Origin of the sequence: Aromatoleum evansii (genome assembly GCF_012910805.1) — a bacterium.
GTDB lineage: Bacteria > Pseudomonadota > Gammaproteobacteria > Burkholderiales > Rhodocyclaceae > Aromatoleum > Aromatoleum evansii.
The window spans coordinates 55633-82050 of sequence record NZ_WTVK01000020.1 but is presented as its reverse complement, the minus strand read 5'-3'; the positions used below and the strand labels follow the sequence as shown (position 1 = coordinate 82050).

The 26418-nt window shown below is 65.6% G+C and carries 19 protein-coding genes and 1 pseudogene; 10 read left to right on the top strand and 10 right to left on the bottom strand.

Annotated features, from left to right (window positions below; translation table 11 throughout):
* Positions 1 to 54: 54 nt before the first annotated feature.
* From pyk to ppc, 4 genes are all read left to right on the top strand, one after another.
* A complete protein-coding gene (gene pyk / locus GO615_RS12375) occupies positions 55 to 1479 on the top strand; it encodes a pyruvate kinase (RefSeq protein ID WP_169128404.1) in 1425 nt (474 codons plus the stop codon).
* Between the two features lie 39 nt (positions 1480 to 1518).
* Positions 1519 to 1755, top strand: coding sequence for a hypothetical protein (locus GO615_RS12370; RefSeq protein ID WP_169128402.1), 237 nt, complete (start codon positions 1519 to 1521; stop codon positions 1753 to 1755).
* A complete protein-coding gene (gene eno / locus GO615_RS12365) occupies positions 1752 to 3035 on the top strand; it encodes a phosphopyruvate hydratase (protein ID WP_169128400.1) in 1284 nt (427 codons plus the stop codon). Before GO615_RS12370 ends, eno begins: the two co-directional genes overlap by 4 nt.
* A gap of 153 nt (positions 3036 to 3188) precedes the next feature.
* Positions 3189 to 5927 (top strand): phosphoenolpyruvate carboxylase, encoded by a 2739-nt coding sequence (gene ppc / locus GO615_RS12360; protein WP_169128430.1) that lies wholly within the window; start codon positions 3189 to 3191, stop codon positions 5925 to 5927.
* A gap of 109 nt (positions 5928 to 6036) precedes the next feature.
* On the opposite strand, the gene GO615_RS12355 is transcribed toward ppc, so the two are convergent.
* The 4 genes from GO615_RS12355 to GO615_RS12340 all read right to left on the bottom strand — a co-directional run bounded on the left by GO615_RS12355 (position 6037) and on the right by GO615_RS12340 (position 12273).
* The gene (locus GO615_RS12355; RefSeq protein WP_169128398.1) at positions 6037 to 7038 is read right to left on the bottom strand and encodes a LysR substrate-binding domain-containing protein; all 1002 of its coding nucleotides are present in this window, start codon (positions 7036 to 7038) and stop codon (positions 6037 to 6039) included.
* A 361-nt stretch (positions 7039 to 7399) separates the two neighbouring features.
* Entirely contained in the window at positions 7400 to 10507 is a 3108-nt protein-coding gene (locus tag GO615_RS12350; RefSeq protein ID WP_169128396.1) for an efflux RND transporter permease subunit, read from the bottom strand.
* Positions 10504 to 11640 (bottom strand): efflux RND transporter periplasmic adaptor subunit, encoded by a 1137-nt coding sequence (locus GO615_RS12345; RefSeq protein ID WP_169128394.1) that lies wholly within the window; start codon positions 11638 to 11640, stop codon positions 10504 to 10506. Before GO615_RS12345 ends, GO615_RS12350 begins: the two co-directional genes overlap by 4 nt.
* An 84-nt stretch (positions 11641 to 11724) precedes the next feature.
* Complete coding sequence (locus GO615_RS12340) at positions 11725 to 12273, bottom strand: TetR/AcrR family transcriptional regulator (protein ID WP_339380019.1); 549 nt, start codon at positions 12271 to 12273, stop codon at positions 11725 to 11727.
* Between the two features lie 191 nt (positions 12274 to 12464).
* Here GO615_RS12340 and GO615_RS12335 point away from each other — a divergent pair, with 191 nt between their 5' ends.
* The 3 genes from GO615_RS12335 to GO615_RS12325 all read left to right on the top strand — a co-directional run bounded on the left by GO615_RS12335 (position 12465) and on the right by GO615_RS12325 (position 15192).
* Positions 12465 to 13970 carry an efflux transporter outer membrane subunit gene (locus GO615_RS12335; RefSeq protein WP_169128390.1) on the top strand — a complete coding sequence of 502 codons (1506 nt, stop codon included), beginning with the start codon at positions 12465 to 12467 and terminating at the stop codon, positions 13968 to 13970.
* 227 nt (positions 13971 to 14197) lie between these two features.
* Positions 14198 to 14527 carry a hypothetical protein gene (locus tag GO615_RS12330; RefSeq protein ID WP_169128388.1) on the top strand — a complete coding sequence of 110 codons (330 nt, stop codon included), beginning with the start codon at positions 14198 to 14200 and terminating at the stop codon, positions 14525 to 14527.
* A 107-nt stretch (positions 14528 to 14634) separates the two neighbouring features.
* Positions 14635 to 15192, top strand: a complete 558-nt coding sequence (locus GO615_RS12325; RefSeq protein ID WP_169128386.1) for a PaaI family thioesterase — start codon at positions 14635 to 14637, stop codon at positions 15190 to 15192.
* Between the two features lie 3 nt (positions 15193 to 15195).
* On the opposite strand, the gene GO615_RS12320 is transcribed toward GO615_RS12325, so the two are convergent.
* From GO615_RS12320 to GO615_RS12310, 3 genes are all read right to left on the bottom strand, one after another.
* The gene (locus GO615_RS12320) at positions 15196 to 16770 is read right to left on the bottom strand and encodes a sigma-54-dependent Fis family transcriptional regulator (RefSeq protein ID WP_169128384.1); all 1575 of its coding nucleotides are present in this window, start codon (positions 16768 to 16770) and stop codon (positions 15196 to 15198) included.
* A gap of 669 nt (positions 16771 to 17439) precedes the next feature.
* The gene (locus tag GO615_RS12315) at positions 17440 to 17817 is read right to left on the bottom strand and encodes a type II toxin-antitoxin system RelE/ParE family toxin (protein WP_339380023.1); all 378 of its coding nucleotides are present in this window, start codon (positions 17815 to 17817) and stop codon (positions 17440 to 17442) included.
* A gap of 6 nt (positions 17818 to 17823) precedes the next feature.
* On the bottom strand, positions 17824 to 18099 hold the full coding sequence (locus tag GO615_RS12310; protein ID WP_169128380.1) for a type II toxin-antitoxin system Phd/YefM family antitoxin: 276 nt from the start codon (positions 18097 to 18099) through the stop codon (positions 17824 to 17826).
* 417 nt (positions 18100 to 18516) lie between these two features.
* On the opposite strand from GO615_RS12310, the pseudogene GO615_RS28875 reads away from it, so the two are divergent.
* Positions 18517 to 19178 (top strand): annotated as a pseudogene (locus GO615_RS28875) (IS3 family transposase); the annotation flags it as partial.
* A 615-nt stretch (positions 19179 to 19793) separates the two neighbouring features.
* Here the strand turns inward: GO615_RS28875 and GO615_RS12295 are convergent.
* Positions 19794 to 20432: a Crp/Fnr family transcriptional regulator gene (locus GO615_RS12295; RefSeq protein WP_246262254.1), complete on the bottom strand. Its 639-nt coding sequence runs from the start codon at positions 20430 to 20432 to the stop codon at positions 19794 to 19796.
* Positions 20433 to 20860: 428 nt separating this feature from the next.
* On the opposite strand from GO615_RS12295, the gene GO615_RS12290 reads away from it, so the two are divergent.
* Entirely contained in the window at positions 20861 to 21094 is a 234-nt protein-coding gene (locus GO615_RS12290; RefSeq protein WP_211167069.1) for a hypothetical protein, read from the top strand.
* 41 nt (positions 21095 to 21135) lie between these two features.
* Here GO615_RS12290 and GO615_RS12285 read toward each other — a convergent pair whose 3' ends face one another.
* The gene (locus GO615_RS12285; protein WP_169128372.1) at positions 21136 to 22464 is read right to left on the bottom strand and encodes a cation:proton antiporter; all 1329 of its coding nucleotides are present in this window, start codon (positions 22462 to 22464) and stop codon (positions 21136 to 21138) included.
* 355 nt (positions 22465 to 22819) lie between these two features.
* On the opposite strand from GO615_RS12285, the gene GO615_RS12280 reads away from it, so the two are divergent.
* Positions 22820 to 23317 carry an outer membrane lipoprotein gene (locus tag GO615_RS12280; protein WP_169128370.1) on the top strand — a complete coding sequence of 166 codons (498 nt, stop codon included), beginning with the start codon at positions 22820 to 22822 and terminating at the stop codon, positions 23315 to 23317.
* 147 nt (positions 23318 to 23464) lie between these two features.
* Here the strand turns inward: GO615_RS12280 and GO615_RS12275 are convergent, their stop codons facing one another.
* Positions 23465 to 25744: a DUF6600 domain-containing protein gene (locus GO615_RS12275; protein WP_169128368.1), complete on the bottom strand. Its 2280-nt coding sequence runs from the start codon at positions 25742 to 25744 to the stop codon at positions 23465 to 23467.
* Between the last annotated feature and the right edge of the window lie 674 nt (positions 25745 to 26418).

Here is a 26418-nt window from a genome sequence, read left to right as displayed (position 1 = left end):
GCGACAGCATCTCCCCCGTAACCCCTTGGCCGCCGAAGCGGCGTTAGAGCGACCATGCCAGGTAAAAACACCAAGATCCTCGCAACAGTCGGCCCCGCGAGCGCCGACAACAACACTTTGCGCGCCCTCGTCGAGGCTGGGGCGGATGCCTTCCGCCTCAACTTCAGCCACGGCAGCCACGACGACCACCGCGCCGTTTGCCAGCGGATCCGGGCCCTGGAGGAAAGCCTCGGCCGCCCGATAGGCGTATTGATCGACCTGCAGGGGCCGAAGCTGCGGCTTGGCACTTTTGCCGAGGGCGGCGTTACGCTGGCACGCGGTGACCGCATCCGCTTCGACCTCGATCCCACCCCGGGTGATGCCACCCGGGTCTCTATCCCCCACCCGGAGATCATCGCCGCAGTCGGCCCCGGTCACGTGCTGCTGATCGATGACGGGAAGATGCGGCTGAAGGTCGTCGCCAAGGACGAAGGGGTCCTGTACATGGAGGCGCAGACCGATGGCCGCCTCTCCGACCGCAAGGGAGTCAATGTGCCGGACGTGGCGCTACCGTTGTCGGCGCTGACCGCCAAGGACAGGCGCGACCTTGCCTTCGGTCTTGAGCTCGACATCGATTGGGTGGCGCTGTCCTTCGTGCAGCGCGCGGCGGATCTCGTGGAGGCCCGTGAGTTGATTGGTGACCGTGCGCTCCTGATGGCCAAGATCGAGAAACCGTCCGCGCTTCAGGACCTGGACGCGATCATCGAATTAGCCGACGGCATCATGGTGGCGCGCGGCGACCTCGGCGTGGAGCTGCCGCCGGAGGATGTACCGGGCCTGCAGAAGCGAATCGTGCGTTTGTGCCGACGTGCCGGCAAGCCCGTGGTGGTGGCCACTCAGATGCTCGAGTCGATGATCTCGGCGCCGACACCGACCCGCGCGGAGGCCTCCGACGTCGCCACAGCGGTGTTCGACGGCGCCGATGCGGTGATGCTGTCGGCTGAAACGGCCTCCGGCCGCTACCCGGCCGAAGCGCTGGCAATGATGAGCCGCATCATCGCCAGCACCGAGGCCGATCCGCTGCAACGCCAACTGATGGAAGCCGTCGCGGCCGACCCCAGGGAAACCTCGACCGACGCCATAGGCACCGCGATCCGAGCCGTCGCCGCAACGCTGCCGCTGTCGGCCACGGTCGCCTTTACCGCCTCAGGTGCCACTGCGCTGCGCATCGCGCACCAGCGGCCGCGCTCGCCGATTCTCGGACTTACGCCGTCTCAGGCGGTGGCACGCCGACTGTGTCTGGTGTGGGGAGTGCGCTCGCGGCGCTCGCCGGATGCCTGTGCGGTCGAGGAGATCGTTAGCGTCGCCCTCGAACACTGCCGCAACGAAGGGCTGACCGTGCCCGGCCAGGCGGTCGTCGTTACCGCCGGGGTGCCCTTCGGCACCCCGGGCAGCACCAACCTCCTGCGGCTCGCCTGGCCCGCCGGTTCGGGCGCCTGATGCCCCGCCCGACACCCGAGAAACATAAGGGAGAACACCATGAGCTCGGGCAAGGTCATCGGGCGGGTGCTGATCCGCACGATGGTCGCCGCGAAGCAGGCCCAGGCATCGAAGAAGCATCATGCTCGGCAACAAGTCGAACTTCGTAAATTCACGCTTCGCCCTGTAACCGCGAAGTCGTTACGTTCTTACGGGGCCGGTATCACCGCTCTCCAGACCGATACTGGCCCCTTTTTCCTGCCGTCCAACTGCGAATACGCCCCGCTACGACCATGACCGCCATCACCTCGATCGAAGCCCTCGAAATCCTCGACTCCCGCGGCAACCCGACCTTGCAGGCCACCGTCCGCCTCGACTCCGGCCATGCCGGCACCGCCGCCGTCCCCTCCGGCGCCTCCACCGGTGCGCGTGAAGCGCTCGAACTGCGCGACGGCGGCGCCACCCGCTTCGGCGGCAAGGGCGTCACCAAGGCCCTCGCCAACGTCGAAGGCCCCATCGCCGCCGCGCTGAAAGGCCGCGATGCGCGCGACCAGGGCGCCATCGACGCGCTGCTGTGCGAACTCGACGGCAGTCCAGATAAGTCGCGCCTCGGCGCCAACGCGCTGCTGGCCGTGTCGCTCGCGACCGCCCACGCCGCCGCCAACACGCAGGGCATCCCGCTCTACCGCCACCTCGGCGACGCCGCGCGCGGCTTCACGCTGCCGGTGCCGCTGATGAACGTGATGAACGGCGGCGCTCACGCGAACAACAGTCTCGACATCCAGGAATGCATGATCGTGCCGCACGGCTTCGATCGCTTCGGCGACGCGCTGCGCGCCGGCGTCGGCGTCTTCCATGCGCTGAAGAATCTCCTCGACAAGAAGGGCTACCCGACCTCGGTCGGCGACGAGGGCGGCTTCGCCCCCAACGTCAGCGGCACCCGCGAAGCGCTGGACCTGATCCTCGAAGCGATCGCGCGCGCCGGCTACACGCCCGGCACGCAGATCGCGCTCGCACTCGACTGCGCCGCGTCCGAGTTCCACCATGACGGTGAATATCGCCTCGAAGGCGAAGGCCAGCGCTTCTCGTGCGCCGAGTTCTGCGGCTACCTCGCGGACCTCGTCGGCGACTACCCTATCGTCAGCGTCGAGGACGGCATGGCCGAAGACGACTGGGCCGGCTGGGGCGTGCTCACCGACCGCCTCGGCCGCCGCGTGCAGCTCGTCGGCGACGACCTCTTCGTCACCAACACCGAGATTCTCGCCAAGGGCATCGAGAAGGGCATCGCCAACGCCATCCTGATCAAGCCCAACCAGATCGGCACGCTCAGCGAGACGCTCGCGGCGATGGAGATGGCGCGCCGCGCCGGCTACGCATCAATGGCCTCGCACCGCTCGGGCGAAACGAGCGATACGACCATCGCCGACCTCGCGGTCGCTACCGCCTGCGGCCAGATCAAGACCGGCTCGGCGAGCCGCTCGGACCGCGTCGAGAAGTACAACCGCCTGCTCGCGATCGAACGCGAACTGGGCGCCGACGCGCGCTTCGCGGGCACCAAGGCCTTCGCGTCACGCTGAACGCCGCGACCTAACGATTGCTCTCCAACCGGCATCGCATTAACGCTCACTCCCTGGCGGTGGTGCCGGTCCTTTATATTCCCCTCGGCCAGCCCGCGCGGCGGGCCGTTCGCTTTCCGGAGCCTTGCCGTGAACGCTGCCCTCCCCGCTGATCTGAACCCCGACAAGGACCAGGCCCTGCGCGACGACATCCGCCTGCTCGGGCGGCTGCTCGGCGACACGGTGCGCGCCCGCGAAGGCGAAGCGGTGTTCGAGCTCATCGAACGCATCCGCCGCGACTCGATCCGCTTCCGCCGCGACGCCGACCACGGCGCGCGCGACGAACTGGAGGCCGCGCTCGACCGCCTCTCGCGCGAAGACACGCTGCACGTCGTGCGCGCCTTCAGCTACTTCTCCCACCTCGCGAACCTCGCCGAGGACCAGCACCACATCCGCCGCTCGCGCGCGCACCTGATCGCCGGTTCCGAGCCGCGCGAAGGCAGCCTCGCGCTGGCGATGAGCCGCGCCTTCGACGCAGGCCTCGACGCCACCGCCCTGTCCGATTTCTTCACCAGCGCGCAGATCGTGCCGGTCCTCACCGCCCACCCCACCGAAGTCCAGAGGAAGAGCATCCTCAACTGCCAGACCGCGATCGCGCGCCTGCTCGACCAGCGCGACCGCATGACGCTCACACCGGAAGAGCGCCGCGAGAACCACGACGCGCTGCGCCGCGGCGTGCTGACGCTGTGGCAGACACGCATGCTGCGCCCGGCCAAGCTGTCGGTCGTCGACGAGGTCAACAACGGCCTCGGCTACCACGACACCACCTTCCTGCGCGAAGTCCCGCGCCTGCATGCCGCCGTCGAGGACGCACTGGCCGAACGCGACCACACGCTCGCCGGACGCGAGTTTCCATCCTTCTTGCAGGTCGGCAGCTGGATCGGCGGCGACCGCGACGGCAACCCCTACGTGACCGCCGACATGCTGGACAAGGCGCTGCGCATGCAGTGCGAACGCGTGCTCGAGCACTACCTCGCCGAACTCGGGATCCTCGCCTCGCAACTCTCGCTGGCCGCGCTTCTCGTGCCTGTGTCCGACGCGCTGACTGCGCTCGCGGACGCCTCGCCGGACCGCTCGCCCCATCGCAGCGATGAGCCCTACCGCCGCGCCGTCGCAGGCATCCGTGCCCGCGTGCAGGCGACCCGCGAGTGCCTGTGCGGCGGCCCCGACACGACCGCCGCGGTCGAACCCTACGCAAGCCCCGCGGCGCTCGCCGCCGATCTCGACGTCGTGCATGACTCGCTCGTCGCCCACGGCTCGGCCGAACTCGCCCGTGGGCGGCTCCGCCACATCCGTCGTGCCGTGTCGGTGTTCGGCTTCCATCTCGCGCCGATCGATCTGCGCCAGAACGCCGAGGTGCATGAGCGCGTGGTGGCCGAACTGCTCGAAGTGGCTCATCCCGGCACGAACTACCTGCAACTGGGCGAGATGAAGCGCGTCGCGCTGTTGCTCGACGAACTCGCCACCGCGCGCCCGCTCAACTCGCCGCACTACGCCTACTCGGCCGAAACGGCGTCGGAGCTTACCATCTTCGCCATGACGCGCGAGGCGCACCGGCGCTACGGCCCGGCGTCGGTGCCCAACTGCATCATTTCCAAGGCCGACGGCGTCTCTGACCTGCTCGAAGTCGCGCTGCTCCTGAAGGAAGCGGGCCTCCTCGATCCGCGCACCGGCACCCTCGCGGTGAACGTCATTCCCCTCTTCGAGACCATCGCCGACCTGCAGGCGAGCGGCCCGGTGATGGACCGCCTGCTCTCGCTACCGACCTGGAAGCGCCTCCTCCCCTCGCGCGACCAGACGCAGGAAGTCATGCTCGGCTACTCCGACTCCAACAAGGACGGCGGCTTCCTCACCTCCGGCTGGGAGCTGTACAAGGCCGAGATCGCGCTGGTCGAGGTCTTCCGCCGCCACAGCGTGCGCCTGCGCCTCTTCCACGGCCGCGGCGGCTCGGTCGGGCGCGGCGGCGGGCCGAGCTACCAGGCCATCCTCGCGCAACCCGGCGGCGCGGTGCAGGGCCAGATCCGCCTCACCGAGCAGGGCGAGGTGATCGGCGCGAAATATGGCAACCCCGAAGTCGGCCGCCGCAACCTCGAGGTGCTGGTCGCCGCGACCCTCGAAGCCACGCTGCTCGCCGGCAAGGAACCGGCGCCGCGGGCGGAGTTCCTGGAAGCCATGGACGAACTCTCCGACTCGGCCTTCCGCGCTTACCGCGCGCTGGTCTATGAGACGGACGGCTTCGAGACCTATTTCCGTGAATCGACCATCGTCGACGAAATCGCCCAGCTCAACATCGGCTCGCGCCCCGCCGCGCGCAAGAAGAACTTCGCGATCGAGGACCTGCGCGCGATCCCCTGGGTCTTCAGCTGGTCGCAGTGCCGCCTGATGCTGCCCGGCTGGTTCGGCTTCGGCGCCGCCGTCGAGGCTTACGTCGGCCGCCACGGCGCCGCCGGACTCGAACGCCTGCGCGCGATTCACCGCGAGTGGCCCTTCTTCGCGACGCTGCTGTCCAACATGGACATGGTGCTCGCCAAGAGCGACATCGCCATCGCCAGCCGCTACGCCGGCCTCGTGAGCGATGTAGCCTTGCGCGAGGCGATCTTCCCGCGCATCCGCGCCGAGCACGAGGCGACCGTCGCCGCGCTGCTGAAGATCACCGGCCAACGCGAGCTGCTGGACGCCAACCCACTGCTCAAACGCTCGATCCGTAACCGCTTCCCCTACCTCGACCCGCTCAACCACGTGCAGGTCGAACTTCTGCGCCGCCACCGCGAAGGCGCCGACGACGAACGCATCCGCCGCGGCATCCACCTGTCGATCAACGGCATCGCCGCCGGCTTGAGGAACAGCGGATGAGCCGGCTCGCGGGGGGGGCATCCAACATGTCGCTCAAATGTATTGCGACCGTGTGTGCGAAGCACTAATGCACTGAAGAGTGCGTTGCGCTGATGCTCCACACTATCGGCTATGCGCCGCCTTCTTTCCGCAGCTTCACTGGCGATCGCGTTGCTGGGTTTCGACGGCTCGAGTTCACCTTGAGCGCGTCTTGCACACTCAGCGCTGGCGGCGCTGAGGTGCTCTCGTCATTCCCGCAGGTTTCCTTCAATTCCTCGCTCAACCACTGAGCGAGCGCCCGCGCATCTGGCCTGGAACTAGCGTGCGGCGCAAGCCACAGGACCAACTTGTATGGGCCTGGGGCGAAACCGAAGGGGGCAACGAGTTTTCCGGAACGCAGATCGTCCAGGACCAGCATGCGCGGCACAGCGGCTATGCCGAGGCCACAGATCACGGCCTGAATCATCAAATAGAAGTGATCATAGTAGTCACTCACGGACAGTTCAGGGCCTTGGTACCCAAAAGCCGAGGCCCAATCCTGCCACGCTTGCGGTCTCGTCTTCGGCGCCAGTCGTCGCGCTGCTGCCAGATCATCGAAGGAGCGCAGCCGCGCCGACCGCATGTACTCCGGTGAACATACGAGGCCAATATGCTCGACAGCCAGTTCGCGGACGACGACATCCGGCGGTGGCTCGATCACCGTATTGCGGATTGCGACCGCGATCTTGTCCCGTACCGCATCGAAGCGACCGAAGTTCATGTTGAACTGCAGTTCGACGTCCGGGTGCCGCTCGTGGAAGCGTGAGATCCTCGGCATCAGCCAATACATCATGATCGACGTCGAGCAAGACAGCGTCAGCGGGCCGGGCTTCAATTGCTCAATGCTGGCCTGGATCTGCGCGAACGCTGCCGCCAGGCCCTCGGCCAAGCGCGCACCCTCGACCGTCGGATCGGTGGAGTGCGGCCCCCGGATCAGCAACGTCACTCCAAGCAACTCCTCGAGAGCCCTTATATGGCGACTGACGGCGCCATGCGTCACCGATAGCTCTTCGGCCGCCGCCGTCATGCTACGCAACCGTGCCGCCGCCTCAAACGCGCGCAGGGCATTCAGTGACGGTCGGGGTGTCTGCATGGCCAGCCAGCCTGTATTCCAAGGGCATCACGTTCGAATTTCATCACGGATGAATCCTCCGCATCTCCATTTGATTATGGTTATCTTCGCCGAATGCGTTCCATCGCGGACTCGTTTCGGTCGTTCATCCCCCGCACCATCAGGCTACCAATCTCGGTCGTCGCGCCTCACTCACCAAGTGCCTGACCGAAAGCAGACGACAGGGGCCGAAGCTCACCCGCGCAAGGAATAGGCATCTGGAGATGGGCGCCAAAGCGTGAGAAGCATACCTTAGAAAAAACGCCCAGTTTCTGACCGGGTCCAGTCGTCTTCAGGCGCCTACCGGTCGCCTGTGTTGCGGGGGCCGGCGCGCCGATTCCTTCTAGGCTGCGACAGGCTCCGTTTGCATCCCGGAAACGGCTTCAGCCTGCCCAGCCCACGCCGCCGGCCTGATCTTGAACCAAATGGAATACATGGCCGGCAGGAACACCAGGGTCAGAACCGTCCCGGCGAAGGTGCCGCCGATCAAGGTATAGGCCAGCGTTCCCCAGAACACCGACTGGGTGAGCGGGATGAACGCCAGGATAGCGGCGAGCGCGGTCAGGATGACCGGGCGCGCGCGCTGCACGGTGGCCTCGACCACGGCATCGAAGGGCGCCAATCCGTCCTTCTCGTTGCCGCGAATCTGGCCGATCAGGATCAGCGTGTTGCGCATCAGGATCCCGGACAACGCAATCAGACCGACCAGCGCGTTGATGCCGAACGGCTGCTGGAACAACAGCAGGGTGGGCACGACCCCGATGACGCCCAGCGGCGCCGTGGCGAACACCATCGTCATCGCGGAGATCGAGCGGACCTGGAAGATGATGGTGATCAGGGTCAGCGCGATCATGATCGGGAAGATCGGCGCCAAGGCGCGGTTCGCCTTGCCCGATTCCTCGATGGAGCCGGCCATTTCGATCCGGTAACCGGCCGGCAGTTTGGCGATGATGGGCTGAAGCTCCTGGAATACGGCGGTGGATACATCCGGCGGCTGCAAGCCCTCGGCGATATCACCACGCACGGTGATGGTCGGCGTGCGATCGCGGCGGCGCAGGATCGGATCTTCCATGCGCACGTCCACTTTTCCGATCTGCGACAGCGGGATCCGCCGACCGGTGGCGCCAACCAGGGTGAAATCGGCGATCCGGCTCGGATCGAGCCGTGTGCTTCCGGCCGATCTGGCAGTGACCTGTACCGAACGGATGTCCTCGCGCATATCGGTGACCGGGATGCCGCTCAACAGGAACTGAAGCTGCTGCGCTACATCGGTGGACGTCAAGCCGATGCTCTGCAGGCGATCCTGGTCGAGCGAAAAATGCAGTGTGGGCACGCGCTCGCCCCAGTCGGTGTTGACCGTTCTCATCTGTGCGGAGGCCTGCATGATGCCACGCACCTCTCCCGCGATGTCACGCAGCTTGTCCGGGTCCGGCCCCATGACGCGGTAGGCCACGGGAAATGGCGAAGGGGGGCCGAACACGATCTGCGTCACGCGCACCCGCGCCTCGGGCGCCAAGCCGTCGGCCACTGCCTGGCGCAGCCGGAACTTGAGGGCTTCCCGTTCCTTGTCATTGCCCGCGAGCACCACGATCTTGGCGAACGACGGATCGGGCAATTCAGGTGACATCGCCAGGAAGAAGCGTGGAGCGCCCTGGCCGATGTAGGACGTCACGATCCTGGCCTCCTTCTGCTGCGCAAGCCAGGCTTCGACCTTCGCCGTCGCGGCACTGGTTTGCTCGATTGAGGTCCCATACGGCATCTGCACCTCGACAAGCACCTCGGGCCGGTCGGAGGTCGGGAAGAACTGCTTGTTGACCACGCCCATGCCCAGGATCGCGACGACGAAGGCGCCGATCACGCTCGCCGCGACCAGCCATTTGCGCCGGATCACCCAGCCCAGCAGGCGGCGGAAGCGCTGGTAGTTCGGCGTGGCGTAGATCGCTCCGAGTCCTCCTTCGTGTTTCTTAAAATTCGGCAGCAGTTTCACCCCCAGGTAGGGCGTGAACACGACGGCTACGATCCACGAGGCGATCAAGGCAATGCCGACGATCCAGAACATGTTGCCGGTGTACTCGCCGGCGGTGGACTTGGCGAAGCCGTTCGGCATGAAGCCGATCGCCGTCACCAGCGTTCCGGCCAGCATCGGTGCGGCAGTGTGGCTCCAGGCATAGGCCGCGGCGCGGATGCGGTCGTAGCCTTCCTCCATCTTCACCACCATCATCTCGATGGCGATGATCGCGTCGTCGACCAGCAGCCCGAGGGCCAGGATCAGCGAGCCCAGCGTGATGCGGTCGAAGTTCTTGCCGGTGGCCGCCATGATGATGAAGACCACGGCCAGGGTCAGGGGAACTGCCGCCGAAACCACGATGCCGGCGCGCCAGCCCATGCTGAGGAAGCCCACCAGCATCACCACGCCGAGCGCGACCAGGAACTTGACCATGAACTCGCCGACCGCCGAGTGGATATTGACCGACTGGTCCGTTACTTTGGACAGGCTCATGCCGAGCGGCATCTCGGCGTTGATCGCCGCCGCTTCCGCCTCCAGCGCCTGGCCGAGATCGAGGCCGTTCCAGCCCTCGCGCATGACCACGCCGAGCAGCAAGGTCGGTTCGCCGTTGTTGCGGATGAGGAAGGTGGCCGGATCCTCGTAGCCCCGCTTCACCTCGGCGATGTCGCCGAGCTTCAGGGTCCGGCCGCGCGCCGCGACCGGCGTATTGCGGATCGCTTCCAGATCGTCGATGGCACCGTCCAGGCGGATGAAGACCTGCGGACCCTTGGCTTCGATCGAACCGGCGGGCGTCATGACATTGCGCCCGTTCAGCGCAGCGAAGAGGTCGCGCGGGGAGATGCCCAGGGTCGCCAGGCGGTCATGGGAGAACTCGACGAAGATCCGTTCGGCCTGCTCGCCGATGATGTTCACCTTCTTGACGCCGGGCACGTGCAGCAGGCGCTGGCGCATGGTTTCGGCATCGCGCACCAGGTGCCGATGGGGCTCCCCCTTCGCTTTCACTGCGTAGAGCGCAAAGGTCACGTCAGCGTACTCGTCGTTCACCATCGGGCCGATGACGCCGCGCGGCAGCTTGAGCGCCTCGTCGCCGAGCTTCTTGCGCACCTGATAGAACTGCTCGGGGACCTCGGCAGGCGGCGTGCTGTCGAGCAGGTACACCGTGGTGAAAGCCAGCCCCGGTCGCGTGAAGGTCTCCGTCCGGTCATACCAGCGCAGTTCCTGCATGCGCTTTTCCAGGGGCTCGGCGACCAGTTCTTCCATCTCCTTGGCGGTCGCCCCGGGCCAGGCGCTGATCACGGTCATCTGCTTGATGGTAAAGGCGGGGTCCTCCGCCCGCCCCAAGGTCAGAAAGGCCACGACGCCGGCGACGAAGATCGCCAGCATCAGAAACAGGGTGACCGAGCGCTCGCGTACCGCGAGGGCGGAGAGGTTGAACGCATTCATTCCACTTCTCCACCGGCCGCAGCCACGCTTTGTGCGACGTCGCCGTCAGCCAGCCGTACCAGCTCGCCTTCGTGCAGTAGATGGGCTCCGAGCACGACGACACGATCGCCCGCCGCGAGGCCACTGGCGATCGCAGCGGATTCACCACTGAGGCCGGCCACCTGCACGGCGCGCCAGGTGACCTGGGGCCCCTGCCCTTGGCCCCCCTGCCCTTGGACCAGCCATACGCCGGGCCCCTTGCCCGGATCGAAGAGCGCACCGATCGGCACCTGGAGTGTCGGCGTGGAGCGGTCGCGTTGAATCTCGATGGACACGGTCGAGCCCAGCGGCGCGCCCGCCAGGCGCCCCTCCAGCACATAGCGCGCCTCGAAGGTGCGCGTCTGGGGGTTGGCGGCGTCCGACAATTGGCGCAGTTTCGCGGCGCCCGTGAGCCCACTGCCATACAAGGTCGCGCGCGCCGCCGATCCCACCGCCGGACGCAGGGTTTCGGGAAGTTCGATGACCGCTTCGCGGCGCCCGGCATGGGCCACCCGGACGACCACCTGCCCGGCGCCGACGACTTGGCCCGGCTCCGCCAGGGTCTCCACAACCACGCCGTCCGCATCGGCGAGCAGGACCGTGTAGCCGGTTTCGTTGCGCGCGACGTCGGCCTGGGCCTGGGCCGCTTTGAGCTCCGCCCGGGCCGACTCGGCGGCGGCCTTGATCTTGTCGTAGGCCGAGGCCGACACCGCGCCCCCCGCGACCAGATCTCGGTATCGCGCCTCATCGTCGGCGGTCTGGCGCGCGCGCGCCGTGGCGGCGGCAACGGCCTCGTCATGGGCGCGCGTGGCGAGCCGCAGATCGGTCGGGTCGATGCGCATCAGCGGCTGGCCGCGCCTGACGGCCTGCCCGGTATCGACCAGGCGCTCCAGGATCTTGCCGGGAACACGGAACCCCAGGTCGCTCTGCACCCGCGCGGCAACGATGCCGGTAAATGAACGCTCGGTCTGGACGGCGGCCTCCACCGCCCCCACCCGCACGAGGGGAGTCTGGGTCCGCGGATCGACTGAAGAGGTGGCGTCGCTGCATGCGGCCAGAGCCAAGGGCAACAGACCGACGACGGTAAGGAAGGGAAGACTACGGCGCTGAAGCATGGCGACCTCCGTGAAAACGAATGCCTCCATCCTCCGTCTAGTGACTACTTTTGTCAATAGTCACTATCAACATTATGCGACTCTCTACGGTGCCAGGCTGCGCAGCACCAGATTCGAAAGCTGCGCCGGGGCCTCCTCGGCAACATCGAGGTTGTACTGGAGCAGGAGCGGATTCACATACGGCTGCATGACCAGATCGATCGCATGCACCGTCTCGTCCAGCGGCGTCTTGCGCTCGAATTCGCCGCTCTCCCGCCCTTCGCGGATCACTTCCGTCAGGATCTCGCGGATGCGCTCGCAGTAGGCGCGGGCGGACGGCCACCCCTCGCCGGCCGAGTACGCGGCGATGTCGTACAGCTTGCGCTCGTTGAAGAAGAGACTCACGCCTGTCGACACCAAGGTCTTGAACATTCTGCGGAATTTTTCCGTCGGCGTGCTCGCGCCAGCCACCGCCTCTTCGACTGCCGCGACGATGGCGCTCAAGGTCTTGGCGCAGATCGCCTCGCCGATGGCCTGCTTGGAATCGAAGAACTTGTAGATATAGGCCTTGGAAAAACCGATCGCCTTGGCCAGATCGGAGACGGTGGTTTTCTCGTAACCGTAATGGCTGAAGTGCTCGCCGGCCGCCTCCACGATCTGGTCTCGAACGCTGTGGTCGGCAGGGCCCCGCGACTGGGGGGAGGAAGACTGGATTTCATTCATGGGAAAACAATACCTCGCATGCTCTATCTTTGCAACCAGTGACTCTTTTAGTTGACAGTCACAATAGAGTGACTAATATTGTGTTTAGTCACCACAACAGTTCAACTCCCCGAAGGACTCTCATGCTCGCCTACCCCCGCTCCCTCGCCCTTGTCCTGAGTATCGGCGCGTTGACGGGCTGCGCCGTCGGGCCCGACTACCGGCAGCCCGAGATCGCGCTGTCGTCCACCTTCCTCGGACAGGAAGGTATCGATCACCGGCAGGTTCAGGACAAGGCGGACCTTCGGGCCTGGTGGGCTGCCTTCAATGATCCCCTGCTGACGCACTTCGTCTCCCTGGCCCTCGATCAAAACCTGGACATCGCGCAAGCGGCGGCACGCGTCGCCCAGTCGCGCGCGTCGTTACGCTACGCCGATGCGGCACTGCTGCCGGCCGGCAACCTAAGTGTAAACGCTGCAAGAGCCTACCAGTCCGTCGAGACCCCGCTGGGGCAAGTGCTCGACGCCACACCGGGCTTCGACCGCAGCGGCAGCGCCTACGAGGCCAACGTCGGTGCGAGCTGGGAGATCGACGTGTTCGGCGGTCTGCGGCGCGGGCAGGAGGCGGCACGCGCCGCCTACGAGGCCTCCGAAGCCGGCGCGGTGGCGACACGGCTCGCCGTGGCCGCGCAGACGGCGGACGTGTACGTCTCGGTCCGGGGCCTGCAGGCGCGCATCGCGATCGCCAGACAGCAGGTGGAGACCCGCCGCCAGTTGCTCGCCATGGTCAGGCTCCAGTACGAGAAGGGGGTCGCGGCCGAGCTCCAGATGAACCAGGCCGAGGGTTCGCTCACCCAGGCCGAGGCGCAGATCCCCGTGCTGGAAGCCGGCCTCGATTCGGCGATGAACGCGCTGGACGTGCTGCTCGGGGTGCAGCCGGGAACCTACCGCACGGAGCTGGCCCCGGTGGTGCCGGTTCCGGTTGCCCCGGGTCTGGCCGAAACCGGCACCCCGGCCGAGATGATTCGGCGTAGGCCGGATCTCATCGTCGCCGAGCGGCAACTTGCTGCAGCCAATGCGCGCATCGGCGTGGCGGTCTCGGAGTACTACCCCAAGTTCTCGCTCGCCGCGCTGGTGGGCAGCGCCACCGCGATCGCGAGCGGCACCCTCTTCACCGGGGCCGCCAGCCAGGCCCAGGGTGTCCTCGGACTGCGCTGGCGCCTGTTCGACTTCGGCCGCGTCGACGCGCAGATCGCCGCCGCGCGCGGCCAGGAGGCCGAAGCCCTGGCGGCCTACCGCTTGGCCGTGTTGCGGGCGGCCGAGGATGTCGAGAACGCCTTCTCCGCCCTCGTCAAACGCGAGGCCCAGGTCGGCATTCTGACGCGGGGTGAATCGGCGCTCGTCCGTGCGCGCGAAAACTCGTTTGCCGCCTACCAGGGTGGCGTCGTCAGCCTGATCGAGGTGCTCGATGCCGACGGCAACCTGCTGCAGGCGCGCGACGCGAAGGCACAGGCGCAAACGGAGGTTGCGCGTGCCGCCATCGCCTCCTTCCGGGCCTTGGGGGGTGGATGGGATGCACCACATGCCAGCAGCGATCGCCTCTACAGCGACCTCTCCACCACCAAGCTCTCCACCAACGACCACAGGTAAATGAAATGGCCATGACAAACACTTCATGCGTGCTATCACGGGCGCATCAGCGTTGTCTCGGGCTGGGCGAACAAGCCCTCGTGATCCTCACCTGGGCGACGCCACGCCCGCCGCACCAGGCCATCTTGCCGCGCGCCATGAACGGATGACGCGCATTTCCCGGCCGATCGGTGCCAAACGCCAACGCTACCGCCCGCCGACTGCTGCCCCCCAACAGGAGACTCACCATGAAATCGATTCTGGCCTTGTCCGGCATCGCCCTCGTCATTTCCGCCCACACCGCGCTGGCCGATCCCGGTCGCACGCCGGACCCTCACGAACAGGCACGGCAGTTGATTCTGAGCGTGACGCAACATTCGGCAGCCATCCGCAGCACGACGGCAACCGCGACGCTGGCGCCGACGGATCCGCATGCGCTCGCGCGTCAGCTAATCCTCGCGTCGCCCGTGACGGGCGGCTCGTTCCGGCCCGCACTCGCGACGGGATCGCAGCCGACGATCGACCCGCACGAGCGCGCGCGCCGCTCGATCCTCGGAAGCTCGGGTGAGAGTCTGTGAGCCGTTCCACATCGTACGGCGAGCGACCGCAGCATCGCAGCCGCGATCGGCGTGTCTCGTGGCCGCCGTCGCCCGCCGAAGGACGCACACCTCAAGGAGTCGAACTCATGAAAGTACCCGTCGACGCGATGAATCCCGAAGAAACGCTTGGCCGCTGGCGGGCCGAGGAAGCGGCCGTGCGCGCCCGCCTCCAGGCACATCCCGGCGTGGCCTCACCCGCCCAGCTCGCCGGGCGCAGCGGATTACAGATATTCCAGGCGCTCCTGGCCGGCGAGATCCCGCCCCCGCCGATGGCTGCGACGCTCGACTTCACCCTGCTTCGCATCGAGCCCGGATTCGCGGTATTCCAGGGACAGCCTGGCTTCAGCCACTACAACCCGATGGGCACGGTGCACGGCGGCTGGTTCGCGACCCTGCTCGACAGTGCCATGGGATGCGCCGTGCATTCCACGCTGCCGGCGGGCAAGGTCTACACGACCCTGGAACTGAAGCTCAATCTCGTCCGCGCACTCACCGACGCGGTGCCGCTGGTACGCGCGGAAGGCCGGCTGGTCCACGGCGGCCGCCAGGTGGCGACTGCGGAAGGCCGGCTTGTCGGCCCGGACGGCAAGCTCTACGCCCACGCGAGCACCACTTGCCTTGTCTTGGACCAGGCCTTGCAATGACGACTACCAGCGCTTACGCATGTCCCCGGGGAGCTTTCTTGCGTGAAGCGATCGACATGGCAGCGGGCAACGACATCGGTTCGAACGTTTGCGGCACTCAACGCAGTCCGAAGCGACGAAGCCGCTTATGCAAGGTCGATCGCGACACCCCAGCACCGCGGCTGCCCGGGTGACGTTGCCGTCCACCGATGCCAGGATGCGGCGGATCGTCTCTATCTCGGCCACGTCCAAGGGTGTCTCGCCGACGGCCTCGATGAGCGCACCATCCAGACCGAGTTCGCGCCTCAACGCCTCGGGCAGATCGCCCAGCCCGATACGGGCCTTCTCGCCGGCGAGCACGGCGGAGGCACGTATGACGTTGCGCAGTTGCCGGATGTTGCCCGGCCAGGAATACGCCGCGAACAAACCGTACACCTCGTCGTCCAGCGTCACCGCATCGCCACCCTCGCTACACTCGCGCAGGAAGCGCTGGGTCAGGTCCGCGAGGTCCTGCCTCTCGCGCAGGGCCGGCAAACGCAGCGACAATCCGTCAATACGGTAGAACAGGTCACCACGGAACACGCCCTGCTCGACCGCCCCCGACAGATGGCGATGCGTGGCGCAGATCAACGCAAACTCCACCGATACCGGATGCAGCCCGCCCACGGGGGTGAACTGGCGCTCCTGCAGCACGCGAAGCAGCCGCGTCTGCAAGCTCAGCGGCATATCACCGATCTCGTCGAGGAACAGTGTGCCCCCGCGAGCCTGTGAGATCTTGCCCGGGCAGCCGCCACGGCGCCCACCTGTGAACGCGCCATCTACGTAGCCGAACAGTTCGGCCTCGATCAAACCTTCCGGGATAGCGGCGCAGTTGATCGCCACCAGCGGCTTTTCAGCACGGTTCGAGTTCATGTGGATGGCCTGCGCCATGACCTCCTTGCCGGTACCACTCTCGCCCTCCAGAATCAGTGGCACGCCCCGTTCCAGCGCCTTCACGCCGGTGCGCAGGATCGAGGCGATGCGTGGATCCTTGCCCACCGGCAGGCCGGCCTCCGCCTCAGCACGCAACGGCTGCTCGGCCCGCGCGATTACACGCGAGGTCGAGCGTACAGCGTGCCTTTCGAACCAACCGGCATGCAGCAGATATCCCCGGCGGTCGCGTATCGGCCGCACGGGCTTGCGCGAGCTCGCGTCGGACATCAGTCGTTGCCAGTCCGTGCGATCGAACAGCCGCTCGGCGTTGATCACGCCCCCCTCCTCTCCATCGAACCCCAGCAGTCGGCGCGCCGCCGCGTTGAGCAGACAGGTGCTGCGCGTCTCGTCGAGCGAAATCAACCCCTCATAGGCCGTGCCCGCGAGCCGCGGGTCATCGTTCAGATGAAGGACGACCCGGTCGGGCAGGCGCAACAGCAGGTCGTTCTCGATCTGACGCGCCGTCGTGCACAGGCGGTGCACCACCGACGAATCGATCGATACCCCCATCCCCGAGACGTCGACCACCCCGGCCAACTCCCCTTGCGGTCCATGGATCGGCACGGCCAGGCATACCAGCGGACTCAGCATGCGCAGGAAGTGTTCGCTACGTGTCACCAAGTGCATGCGTGGCTCCATCAACACGCACCCGACGGCGTTCGTTCCCAGGTCCGCCTCGCATACCGAACGCCCCGCCTGCAACGCCCATCGCAACAGCCTCGGCACGGCATCACGGTTGACCACACCGTGTACGATGCGGCCGTCGGCGCTGATGTGACATGGAAGCGCTGGACAAGGCGCAAAAGCTGCTCGGCCACACTAAGCATGAGATGACCGAGCACTATGTCCGCAAGCGTCGAGGCGAGAAAGTAAGCCCCGTAAAGTGAAAACGGCTCGCCATTTGCGAGCCGTTTTGTAGAACGATTGGCGATTTGTAGATTAGCTACTCTTCCCCAAGTCCTTGATTACTTGGGGCGACATACCGGGATCGAACCGGTGACACCTGGAGCCACAATCCCACCCACAAATCCAGCAAATCAGTAACTTAGGATGGTTTTTTCGTAAGAACATCGCCTCCAGACGCCAATATTGGCGCGAAACCGCATCGCGATCTTATGAAGAACAAGGAGGGCGATCCGTCAAATACGACCGCATAAGCCGACCGCTGTTGCAGGCGCACTCTCCCGGTCCAACGCCCCTGCCCCGAGTGAGCTTGGATGGCGGTAACGGGCGTCTGCGTCCGCTGTGCGACGCGCGCCCTCCCGTCACACGGCTACTCAGGCTGAACACGCCTGCTCAAACCACGTAGCTCAATTGCCGGTGGTGCCGCAACGCCAACAGCACCACCCGGTCGCTCGAATGCGCGTACAGCACCACATGCTGCTTGAGCACGTATTCGCGCAAGTGCGGCAAGCCGACCTCGTGCGCCAGCGCTTCGACCTTCCGCGCACGGATGCGCGCTTGAACGGACCGACCGCCGAGAAACCGCGCCGGGCGACCGCCTGCCGGGGCCCAGCGCAGGGTCTCGACCATCTCGCGCAATTCCGCCCGAAGCGCACGAAAACGCTCCATGGCGGAGGCCTCGTCCTGTTCGGCGAAAAACGCCCGCGCTTCGTCCAGGCCGGCGGCGAAGTTCGGCGTGGCAACGACCGTGGCCCGCTGAGGTAACGTCACTGCCAATCAATCCGCGAGCAGGCGGTCGAGATCCGCTTCCGTGCCGACCTGGCCATCAAAGACTTGGCGCAGTCCGATCTCAGCCTCGTCGAGCAGCACCAGGCTCGCATGCTCCTCTTCGAGCGCGTGGTAGTAGTCGAGCTTGCGCGCATCGACGATCGCTACATAGCTCGCACCGTTCTTGGTCAAGACCTTTTCCGCCCCGCCGCCGACCACCTCTTCGGCAAGCTCGGTCAGCCGAGCCCGAGCCTCGCTGATGGGGACCACATCGCTGGCACGCATCACTGCCTCCTTAACGTAGTCGTTAATCTTTACTGTAACGGACGACAATCGCAATGGAAAGTTCGGCCCCGGAGGAGTCCCCACTCGCGAAACCCAAGGGTGCGCCCGAGCTCGCTGCACCAGGTTGCTTTCCTCGTGCCACTGAAGGATTTGAAGATCAATGAAGTCACGCAAATCTCACGCAGGCTACGATGACATATTCATCCAGCCGAGCGATCCTGCAGTCCATGCACGGGCGCACACTGCGACCGATGGCAGGTATCCGCCATAAGCGCCGTCAAATTGGATCACATGCAGCGGCGTCCCATGCGCGGCCCTTGAGCCGGAAATTGTGTACTTCCGGAATTTGAGCTGCCCCACGAATTTCGTCTTCCGACGTAGTCGTCGTAGGATCGACGCAACGAGAGGAAGAACGACGTGAAACGCATCCCGAAGCAGGTGTACACGGCCGAGTTCAAGGAGCAGGTTGTCAAGCGAGCCGACGAGGTCGGCAGCATCGCCCGTGCCGCCGAAGAGCTGGGGCTGGTCGAGCAGACGCTGCGTAACTGGGTCAAGGCGGCGAAGGCTGGCAAGTTGAACCCGGCCGGCGCCAAGCAGATCACTGCCGAGCAGATGGAGCTGTCCCGGTTGCGCGCCCAAGTAGCGCGACTCGAGATGGAACTGGAGATCACAAAAAAAGCGGCGGCATATTTCGCGAAGGATCTGCAGTGAAATATGCCTGGATCGAGAAGCAGCGCAGATCCTTCCCGCTGCCCGTCCTGTGCGGCGCCCTGTCGGTGAGCCAGTGCGGCTTTCGGGCCTGGCAGGCCGGCGGGAGGCCGGACCGCAAGCGACTGACCGACGCGCAGGCGTTGGTTCTGATCCGCACGATTCACCAGGAGGTTCGGCAGGCGTACGGCGCACGACGCATTCACGCCGAGTTGCGTGGGCGCGGCTACCGAATCGGCCTGCCGCGCATCGAGCGCCTGATGCGCGAGAACGGCATCCGGGCGCGGCACAAGCGGCGTTACAAGGCGACCACGAACTCCAGGCACAGCCTTCCGGTGGCAGCGAATGTGCTGGATCGCGACTTTGCCCCTGATAGAGGCGCTGGCGCAGCTCGTCGCCTCTTGCAAGGGCATGGACCCGCTGTCGGGGCAGGTGTTGGTCTCCAACTGTCGGCGCCACGACAAGGCAGGCTCCATGTGTGGGATCGACGGGTTCTAGTGCAGTGGTGCGTTCTTAATGAGAAATGGCCATTGCGCGGCGCGAAAGCCTCCTCGCGGTTGGAGTTCGCAAGACGCGACTAGCAGGTTCCTTCCCCTTTGTATCTTGAGGAGTGAGGTTTATATAAATATTTGGTGCGCTGTGGAGCTTGTGGGCGAAGGGCTGCGCGGTGGGAAAGTCGTCAGACTCTTCCACGACAAGCGGCCCGGTGGCCGACAGGCCATCGTCCACAAATCGACAGCGCGGGTCGTTTCGGGCACGGCGGCGCAGCCTGTTACCCCTTGGGGTTTGCAAGCCCGCCCTTGAGCAGATGGCGCGCCGTCGGAACCGTTCCTCTGAAGCCCGAACAGTTGGCTGATTGAAGGTCGTATTTGCAAGGCTGGGAGCGTAGGAACATGCCTGAACCGATCGTTGTGGGTATCGACATCGCCAAACTCCTCAACCGTTGTATTGGAAGTCCGATTATGACCTTGAACGCAGGCGCGCGATTACGGGACGTTCACCTCAGGCAGCAGGCGATCGAACTCCTTCTTGACCACCGCATAACACTCGCAGGCCCGCCCCTCCAGCCCCGGACGGTCGAGGACGGTGATGTGGCCGCGCCGGTATTCGATCAGGCCGGCTTTTTGCAGGTTACCGGCGGCCTCTGTGACCCCTTCGCGGCGCACTCCGAGCATGTTGGCGATCAGCTCCTGGGTCATGACCAGTTCGTTCACCGGCAAGCGGTCGAGGCTCAACAGTAGCCATCGGCAGAGTTGCTGGTCCAGCGAGTGATGACGGTTGCACACCGCGGTCTGCGCCATCTGGGTGAGCAGTGCCTGGGTATAGCGCAGCAGCAGGTTGTGCAACGCGCCGGCACGGCGCCCCCCCACGCGATCGAATTCATCCATCAGCAGTTGCCCCTTCAGCCGATAGGCGTGCCCCGCGCTTTGCACGATGGCCCTGCTGGGCGTCGTTTCGCCGCCCATGAACAGTGAAACTCCGACGATCCCTTCGTTGCCCACCACGGCGATCTCGCCCGAGGCGCCATCCTCCATGACATACAGGAGGGAGACGATCGAGTCGATGGGGAAATAGACGTAGCGCATCTGGGCTCCGGACTCGTAAAGCACGTCGCCGAGCATCATCGGGATCAGCTCAAGATGGGACGCCAAGCGTGCATATTCGTCGATCGGGAGGGCTGCGAGAAGGCGATTCTGGCGTGGGTCAAGAGAGTCAGACATGCACAATCTTCCACTCGTCGAATAATCGATTTCATTATAGCCCCCTCCCCAACTCGCCATGCGTGCGACAGCGAACAGACGCAGCAGGGGATTCGGCGCAAATTTCATCGGCCCACGGCAGGAGGTGAGGATCGGCAGGACACCCCGAGCGAGCAAGGACCAGCATCGCCACGGTAGCGATGGACGCGCACTGGATCTCGATCTGACGCGCCGTCATTGTCGAGCCGGCAGGCAGTTTCAATGCCGCCGCTCGCGGCAAGCAGATTTTCGAGGACAAGGCAGGGGGCGCGAGTTGCCACGCTCCCCCGACCTATGCCGAGCCGGGGTGGAACATGCATACACCGGCCGAAATCGGCATTGACGATTTCCAGGCGAACCGGGCGCCGAACAAGCGCTACCGCACCGCACCGCTGAAGGGGCTATGGCCCCACACCACGGGTGGCTTCTACCACGACGGGCGCTTCGCCACTCTGGGTGCAGTGGTCGACCACTATGACGGCCACTTCGGATTGGGCTTGTCAGGACAGGAGAAGAGCGAGCTGGTGGAGTACCTGAAGTCGCTGTAGTCATTCCTTCAACGAACGCCCGCCGCACGGGTCAGGGGTTGCTAATCGTCCTTTCGCCGCCCCTGGCGCCCTGTTTTGTGCCGCGCATAGTGAGTCATCAAGGGCGTCACGGATATCCCGTGAAGCACGATCGAGACGGCCACCACGGTGAGTGTGAGGGCGATGATCTCCTCCGCCAGCGGGCGCGGCAGTCCGTGGTTGATCGCGTACATCAGGTAGTAGATCGAGCCGATGCCGCGAATGCCGAACCAGGAAATCAAGATGCGCTGATCGCGTGACACGGGCGCGCCGAGCAATCCAAGCCATACCGACGCGGGACGCACGACCAGGAACAGGAGGGGGACAAACCAGCCGGCACTGGCGGGGAGATAGGTGTACGAGAGCATCGCGCCGACGACCAGAACGACTGCCACCTCCGCGATCCGCTCCAGTTGTTCGTTGAAGCCCTGCACCGCCTGCATCATGTAGGCCCCGGCATAGTCCGCATGGGTCGCGAGCGCCTCCTCGGCCAGCCTGCCCTGGAGACCTGTTTCCAATGGGACTGCATCGGAGATTCGCCTTGGCTGTTTGTTCACGCGCTGCAAAGCGAGGCCGGCAGCAAAAACCGCGAGGAAGCCATAGGTATGGCTGAGCACGGCCAACCCGTAGGCCAGCGAGATGAGTCCCAGCGCCAGAAACTCGTCGAAGCCGACCGACTCCTTGTGGCGGCTGCGCAGATAGACGACCAGCCTCCCGATCAGCGCGCCCAGTGCCCCGCCGATCGTCAGGCCGCCTGCAATCGCCCACAGCACGTCAATGGCGAGCCAGCGCCAGCCGCCGGTACCGAGGTCGTGAAGACCGAGCAGGCCGAGTCCCAGCATCACGAAGGGAAAGGCGGCGCCATCATTCAAGCCCCCTTCCCCCGTCAGGCTGAAACGCAAGCGGTCGCGATCGCCCGCCTCGACCACCTGGACATCGGAGGCCAGGACCGGATCGGTAGGCGCGAGTATCGCCCCGAGCAGGACTGCTGCGCCGAGCGAAAGGCCGAGGCCCAGCACGCCGATCGCTGCGATGAGGGCCACCGTGATGGTCATCGAAACGATCGCGAGGCGCACTGGCGGACGCCAGCCCTTGTCCGACAGGGGGAGACCGAGCTTGAGACCGACGGCGAACAGCGAGACGAGCACCGCCAGTTCGGTCACTCTTTCCAGGATGACAGCGTAGGTCAGCGGATCGGGCGACAGCAGCGCCCATCCGGCGGGGCCGAGCCCGAAACCGGCGGCCAGGTAGAGCATGGCGGTGCTCAGCGGGAGCCGCTTCAGCGACGTGCCCGACAGGGCCATCGTGGTCAGCAGCACGCCGATGATGAGCGCCCAGATTGCGAAGGACATGGGGGAAAGATACGCGAGTTGCCCGGTCTCCTTCGTTCGTTGCCGCACATAGCACAGATCGTCCGGCAGAGACGCGGCTTCCCGGTGACCGAACCGGCAAACACCACCCCAAGCACGGTATGAGCGCGACCGTACAGAGAGAATCGCGGCAGAGGGGGATGATTAGCATGAAGATCGACGGCCCGACCCGAACCGACCACGCAGTGAAATTTGTAGTCACGCGCACGGCGAAGGGAGAGGTAGAACGTCGGCAATCTGGTGAGCATCAGGACTCGGGCAGAGTCGCTCATCGTAACGATCGCGGGGGCCAGCCTGGCCGGCGCGCGACCCTATCAAATTGGGCAGGAGATTCGTCATGAAAACGATCATTGAATTCGGATCGCTACTCGGAGTCGTTGCGGCTCTGACGCTCGGTGCATGCGCCACCCCCTACGGTGACCCCTATGGGACCAGCCCCTATGGGTCCAGCCCCAGAGTCAGCAATCGGGAAGACGTCGACTCCGGCTATGGCGTGGTGTCGTCGATTGAACGGATGAGCCGGGACAACACGGGCCGTGCCGGTGGCATCGGTCTGGGCACGATCGCCGGCGCCGTAGTCGGCGGTGTTGTCGGCAACCAGGTGGGATCCGGAAGCGGCAACACGGCAGCAACCGTCATCGGCGCCGCGGGTGGTGCCTATGTCGGCCACGAGTTGGAGAAACGCCAACAAGCGCAGCGGGACGATGCGTACAAGGTCACGATCAGCATGGATGACGGGTCCTATCAATCGATGATCCTCGACAGCAGCACCAACCCCAGCTTCCGTGTCGGCGACCGGGTGCGGATCAGGAATGGCGTGCTGCAGCGGTACTGATCGCGGCCGGGGCTCCCCTGAAGAAGAAATGCCCTGCTGTGCAGGGCATTTCTCCGTTTATGAAGCGCTCTCTCGAGCCGGGTGACGGGACGACGTCCGCGGCGGCCGTTGCGTGCCGCTCGTGTGTCGTCGCGGACAGTCGGTGAATCAGTTGCGCCGCTCGTCCCTGCGCCGTTGTTCTTCGCGCCGTTCTTCTTCCTGCTTCTGCTCGTCACTGTCGGTATTCTTGTCTCGTCCCCTGCCCGGGGCCGGTCTGGGCTCCTGACCACGCGGCTCCGCCGCCGAGGCCGGCTGAGGCGGCGGTGGCGCCTGCCTCGGCGTAGCAGCTGGACGCGGCTCACCTTGCCTCGCGTCGGGCGCCGGGGACGGCGTTAACGCCTGTTCGCGCTGTGGTCGCTCACGACGCTGCTCTCGCTCCTCACGCTGTTCGGACTTTCGCCGTGGTTCCGGCACCTGTGCTGCCGGTTCGGCGGGCGTCGCCGGCACTGCGGGCTCCGCCGGCGTCGTTCGCGTCGCGGGTGTTGCCGGTGTCGCAGGCGAAGCGGGTGTCGCACGCGGCGGAGCGAGCTCGGGCTCGGCGGGACGTTGCGGCGATGCGGGTCGCGGGGCGGAGGTTTGTCCGCGCTGTTCATCGTTTCCGCGCTGCTCCGATCTGCCCCGCTGCTCATCGTCACCGCGCTGCTCGGCCCTGCCGCGTGGCTCCCGCGATTGCACTGCGGGTGCGGCTGGCGTCGCCTGCGGCGGCGTGACCGCAGGCTGCGGCGATTCCTGCCGCGGTGCCACGGGCTGCCCACGTTCCTCGCCCCTCCCCCGCTGTTCGGACCTCCCGCGTGCATCACCGGCCCTTGCGCCAGATGCCGCCGGCGGCGGTTGCACGGTCGGTGGCGCTTCCTGCTTCGGTGCCACCACTTTGACGGCGGGTGCCGGCGCTGTCACGGCGCGTTTCAGCTCCTTGCGCTCGGCCTCGTCGAGCGGTGTGCCCGGCCTGGCAGTCAGCTGTTGCTGTTGTGCCGCGAATCCGACAGGTGCAGGCGGAGGCGCAGTGCGCGCAACGACACCGCGTTCGAACGCACGCGGAGGCGGCTTCTCGCCTTGGCTGGCCGCACCGCGAACGCTCTTTTCCGTCGGGGCAACGGGCGCGACAAGCACAACGGGCGCACTGCCGACCGCTTCGCGGGAGACCCGCACCGCACTCCTGGATACCGGTTGCGATTGCACGAACGCGGTCGTCGGCACGGCGACGACGGCCCCCTCCACAGTCCGGTTGGCGTAGACAACGTTGGTCACGTTCGTATTGTTGTAGTAGTTGTTGATCACCGTGGTGTTGATGACGGTATTGCTGCGATTGATGTTCTCGAAATAGCTGCGACTGACCTGGTAGACCGGTCGATACACTTCGCGCGGCGCCAACGGGAACCAGGCGACGCCGCCGACAAGGCCGCTCGAGATTGTCAGCTGGAAGTTGCCGCCGCCCACGAACACCACCAGTGCCGGGGCGTAGTAGGCTCGGCTGCGCACGGGGCCGGGGACCCAACCCCACGTTCCACCGACGTATGCCCAGCGGCCGTAGTGGGATACGGCAAAGCCCCAGGGGGCGTCATCCACCCAGGTCCAGCCCCAGGGGTCGATCCATACCCAGTGTCCCTCACGATAGGGTGCCCAGCCGGTGGACACGCGGGTCGGGTACCAGACGCTGCCGTAGGTCGCGTCGTCGCGCCAATCGCCGTACTCATCGAGCTCCTGATAGCCGACCACGTCCTCCGACACGTACCGGACGGAGCGCGAGTCATCATAGCGCCGGTCGCGGCTGCTCGACCAGCGATCGAAGTCGTCTGGTCGCGGCGCGTCGACATACTCGTACTCGCGCAGGTCGGTGCCGGTAAAACGATAGGGTTGTCGCGAATCGATGACGTATGCCGCATCTTCGCCGTACACCTCGCCCTGCCCCCGACGCACGAAGATCGTCGTCGCATCGTCGTCGGGATTCACCTCGATCCGGTACGCACCGGGTTTCCGCAGGGTAAAGGCGAGATTCGGCGTATCCACCTCGAAGACTTCGTTGGGCGCGAGCCGACGCACGCGCACGTTCAATGTGCCCTGCGTCAATTGCAACTGGGTGATTCGGTCGTCGAGATTCAGAACGGAGACGCTGGTACCGGCGTCCATGCGAACCAGTGCTCCTCCGGTCTGGAGTTCGGCGCGCGCACCGTCATCGACCCAGAGGCGGTCCCCGGTGGTCAGGGGTCGATTGACCGTGGCTTGAACCCAATCGTTGTCACCGGCGGGCGACAAACTCACCGCGCCGGTAGTGTAGGCAAGCCGCGCGACGCGCGACGGCGGGTCCGCAACGGCCCAGCCGCTGAAGGCCAAGATTGCGACGCCAGCCAGGAAGGCGACGATCCGTAGACGAAAAGGTCGCGTGTTCATGATGATTCCTTGCGCGGGAATGCGCCGTCAGGATTGACAGATCCCCGTCGACGTCTTGCCGTATGCGCTGTCAGAAGAACAAGAAAATCATACGAACCGCTGCGTGCGCGGTCTGTTCGTTAGCGCACCAAGCCTGACCACCAATCGTGATGGTAGGCGGCGGCAGCGCAGATTCGATCCGGATCCGTCGCGCATGGCTTGCGTACAAGGACAGACGCGCTCGCCATGTAAGCCCTCGCACAGACCCTGGCCTTGTAGTAGCTGGGATGTGGCCTATGCCTTCAGGGGGCAAGCGTATCGCGTACAGACGACCGCCCCGCCCGGACACAACTCGGTGACCGCCAACGAGCGCGGCGAGCCCCGCGAGTGACACTTCGACCCGGCACGTCGAGCAAAGCGGTCCGGCGGGGCCGCTTTGCCTTGTGCGCATGCCCCCCTGCACCCACCGGCAGACCGACTGCCTGCTTTCGGATCACCACGTACGTGCGGCAGCAGACAGACGGCTATGGACAGTGTGCATAAGCTCAAGTTATCGGAGCCAGCAGGCACGCAAGGTCTGCACCGTAACAACACGCAATGCTTGATTCCAGCGCACTCCTGGCGAAGAGAAGTGTGTACTGCGCATCGCATGCCATACATCACTCCGAGGCTCACCCCATGAAGTATCGGAAACA

Coding starts and splice junctions, on each gene's coding strand:
- GO615_RS12335 (WP_169128390.1), top strand. CDS start 12,465: ATGCTCGCCTACCCCCGCTCCCTCGCCCTTGTCCTGAGTATCGGCGCG.
- GO615_RS12280 (WP_169128370.1), top strand. CDS start 22,820: ATGAAAACGATCATTGAATTCGGATCGCTACTCGGAGTCGTTGCGGCT.
- GO615_RS12285 (WP_169128372.1), bottom strand. CDS start 22,464: ATGTCCTTCGCAATCTGGGCGCTCATCATCGGCGTGCTGCTGACCACG.
- eno (WP_169128400.1), top strand. CDS start 1,752: ATGACCGCCATCACCTCGATCGAAGCCCTCGAAATCCTCGACTCCCGC.
- GO615_RS12325 (WP_169128386.1), top strand. CDS start 14,635: ATGAAAGTACCCGTCGACGCGATGAATCCCGAAGAAACGCTTGGCCGC.
- GO615_RS12355 (WP_169128398.1), bottom strand. CDS start 7,038: ATGCAGACACCCCGACCGTCACTGAATGCCCTGCGCGCGTTTGAGGCG.
- GO615_RS12290 (WP_211167069.1), top strand. CDS start 20,861: ATGCATACACCGGCCGAAATCGGCATTGACGATTTCCAGGCGAACCGG.
- GO615_RS12350 (WP_169128396.1), bottom strand. CDS start 10,507: ATGAATGCGTTCAACCTCTCCGCCCTCGCGGTACGCGAGCGCTCGGTC.
- GO615_RS12275 (WP_169128368.1), bottom strand. CDS start 25,744: ATGAACACGCGACCTTTTCGTCTACGGATCGTCGCCTTCCTGGCTGGC.
- GO615_RS12370 (WP_169128402.1), top strand. CDS start 1,519: ATGAGCTCGGGCAAGGTCATCGGGCGGGTGCTGATCCGCACGATGGTC.
- GO615_RS12320 (WP_169128384.1), bottom strand. CDS start 16,770: ATGCACTTGGTGACACGTAGCGAACACTTCCTGCGCATGCTGAGTCCG.
- GO615_RS12310 (WP_169128380.1), bottom strand. CDS start 18,099: ATGCGTGCCAGCGATGTGGTCCCCATCAGCGAGGCTCGGGCTCGGCTG.
- GO615_RS12295 (WP_246262254.1), bottom strand. CDS start 20,432: ATGATGCTCGGCGACGTGCTTTACGAGTCCGGAGCCCAGATGCGCTAC.
- GO615_RS12345 (WP_169128394.1), bottom strand. CDS start 11,640: ATGCTTCAGCGCCGTAGTCTTCCCTTCCTTACCGTCGTCGGTCTGTTG.
- pyk (WP_169128404.1), top strand. CDS start 55: ATGCCAGGTAAAAACACCAAGATCCTCGCAACAGTCGGCCCCGCGAGC.
- GO615_RS12330 (WP_169128388.1), top strand. CDS start 14,198: ATGAAATCGATTCTGGCCTTGTCCGGCATCGCCCTCGTCATTTCCGCC.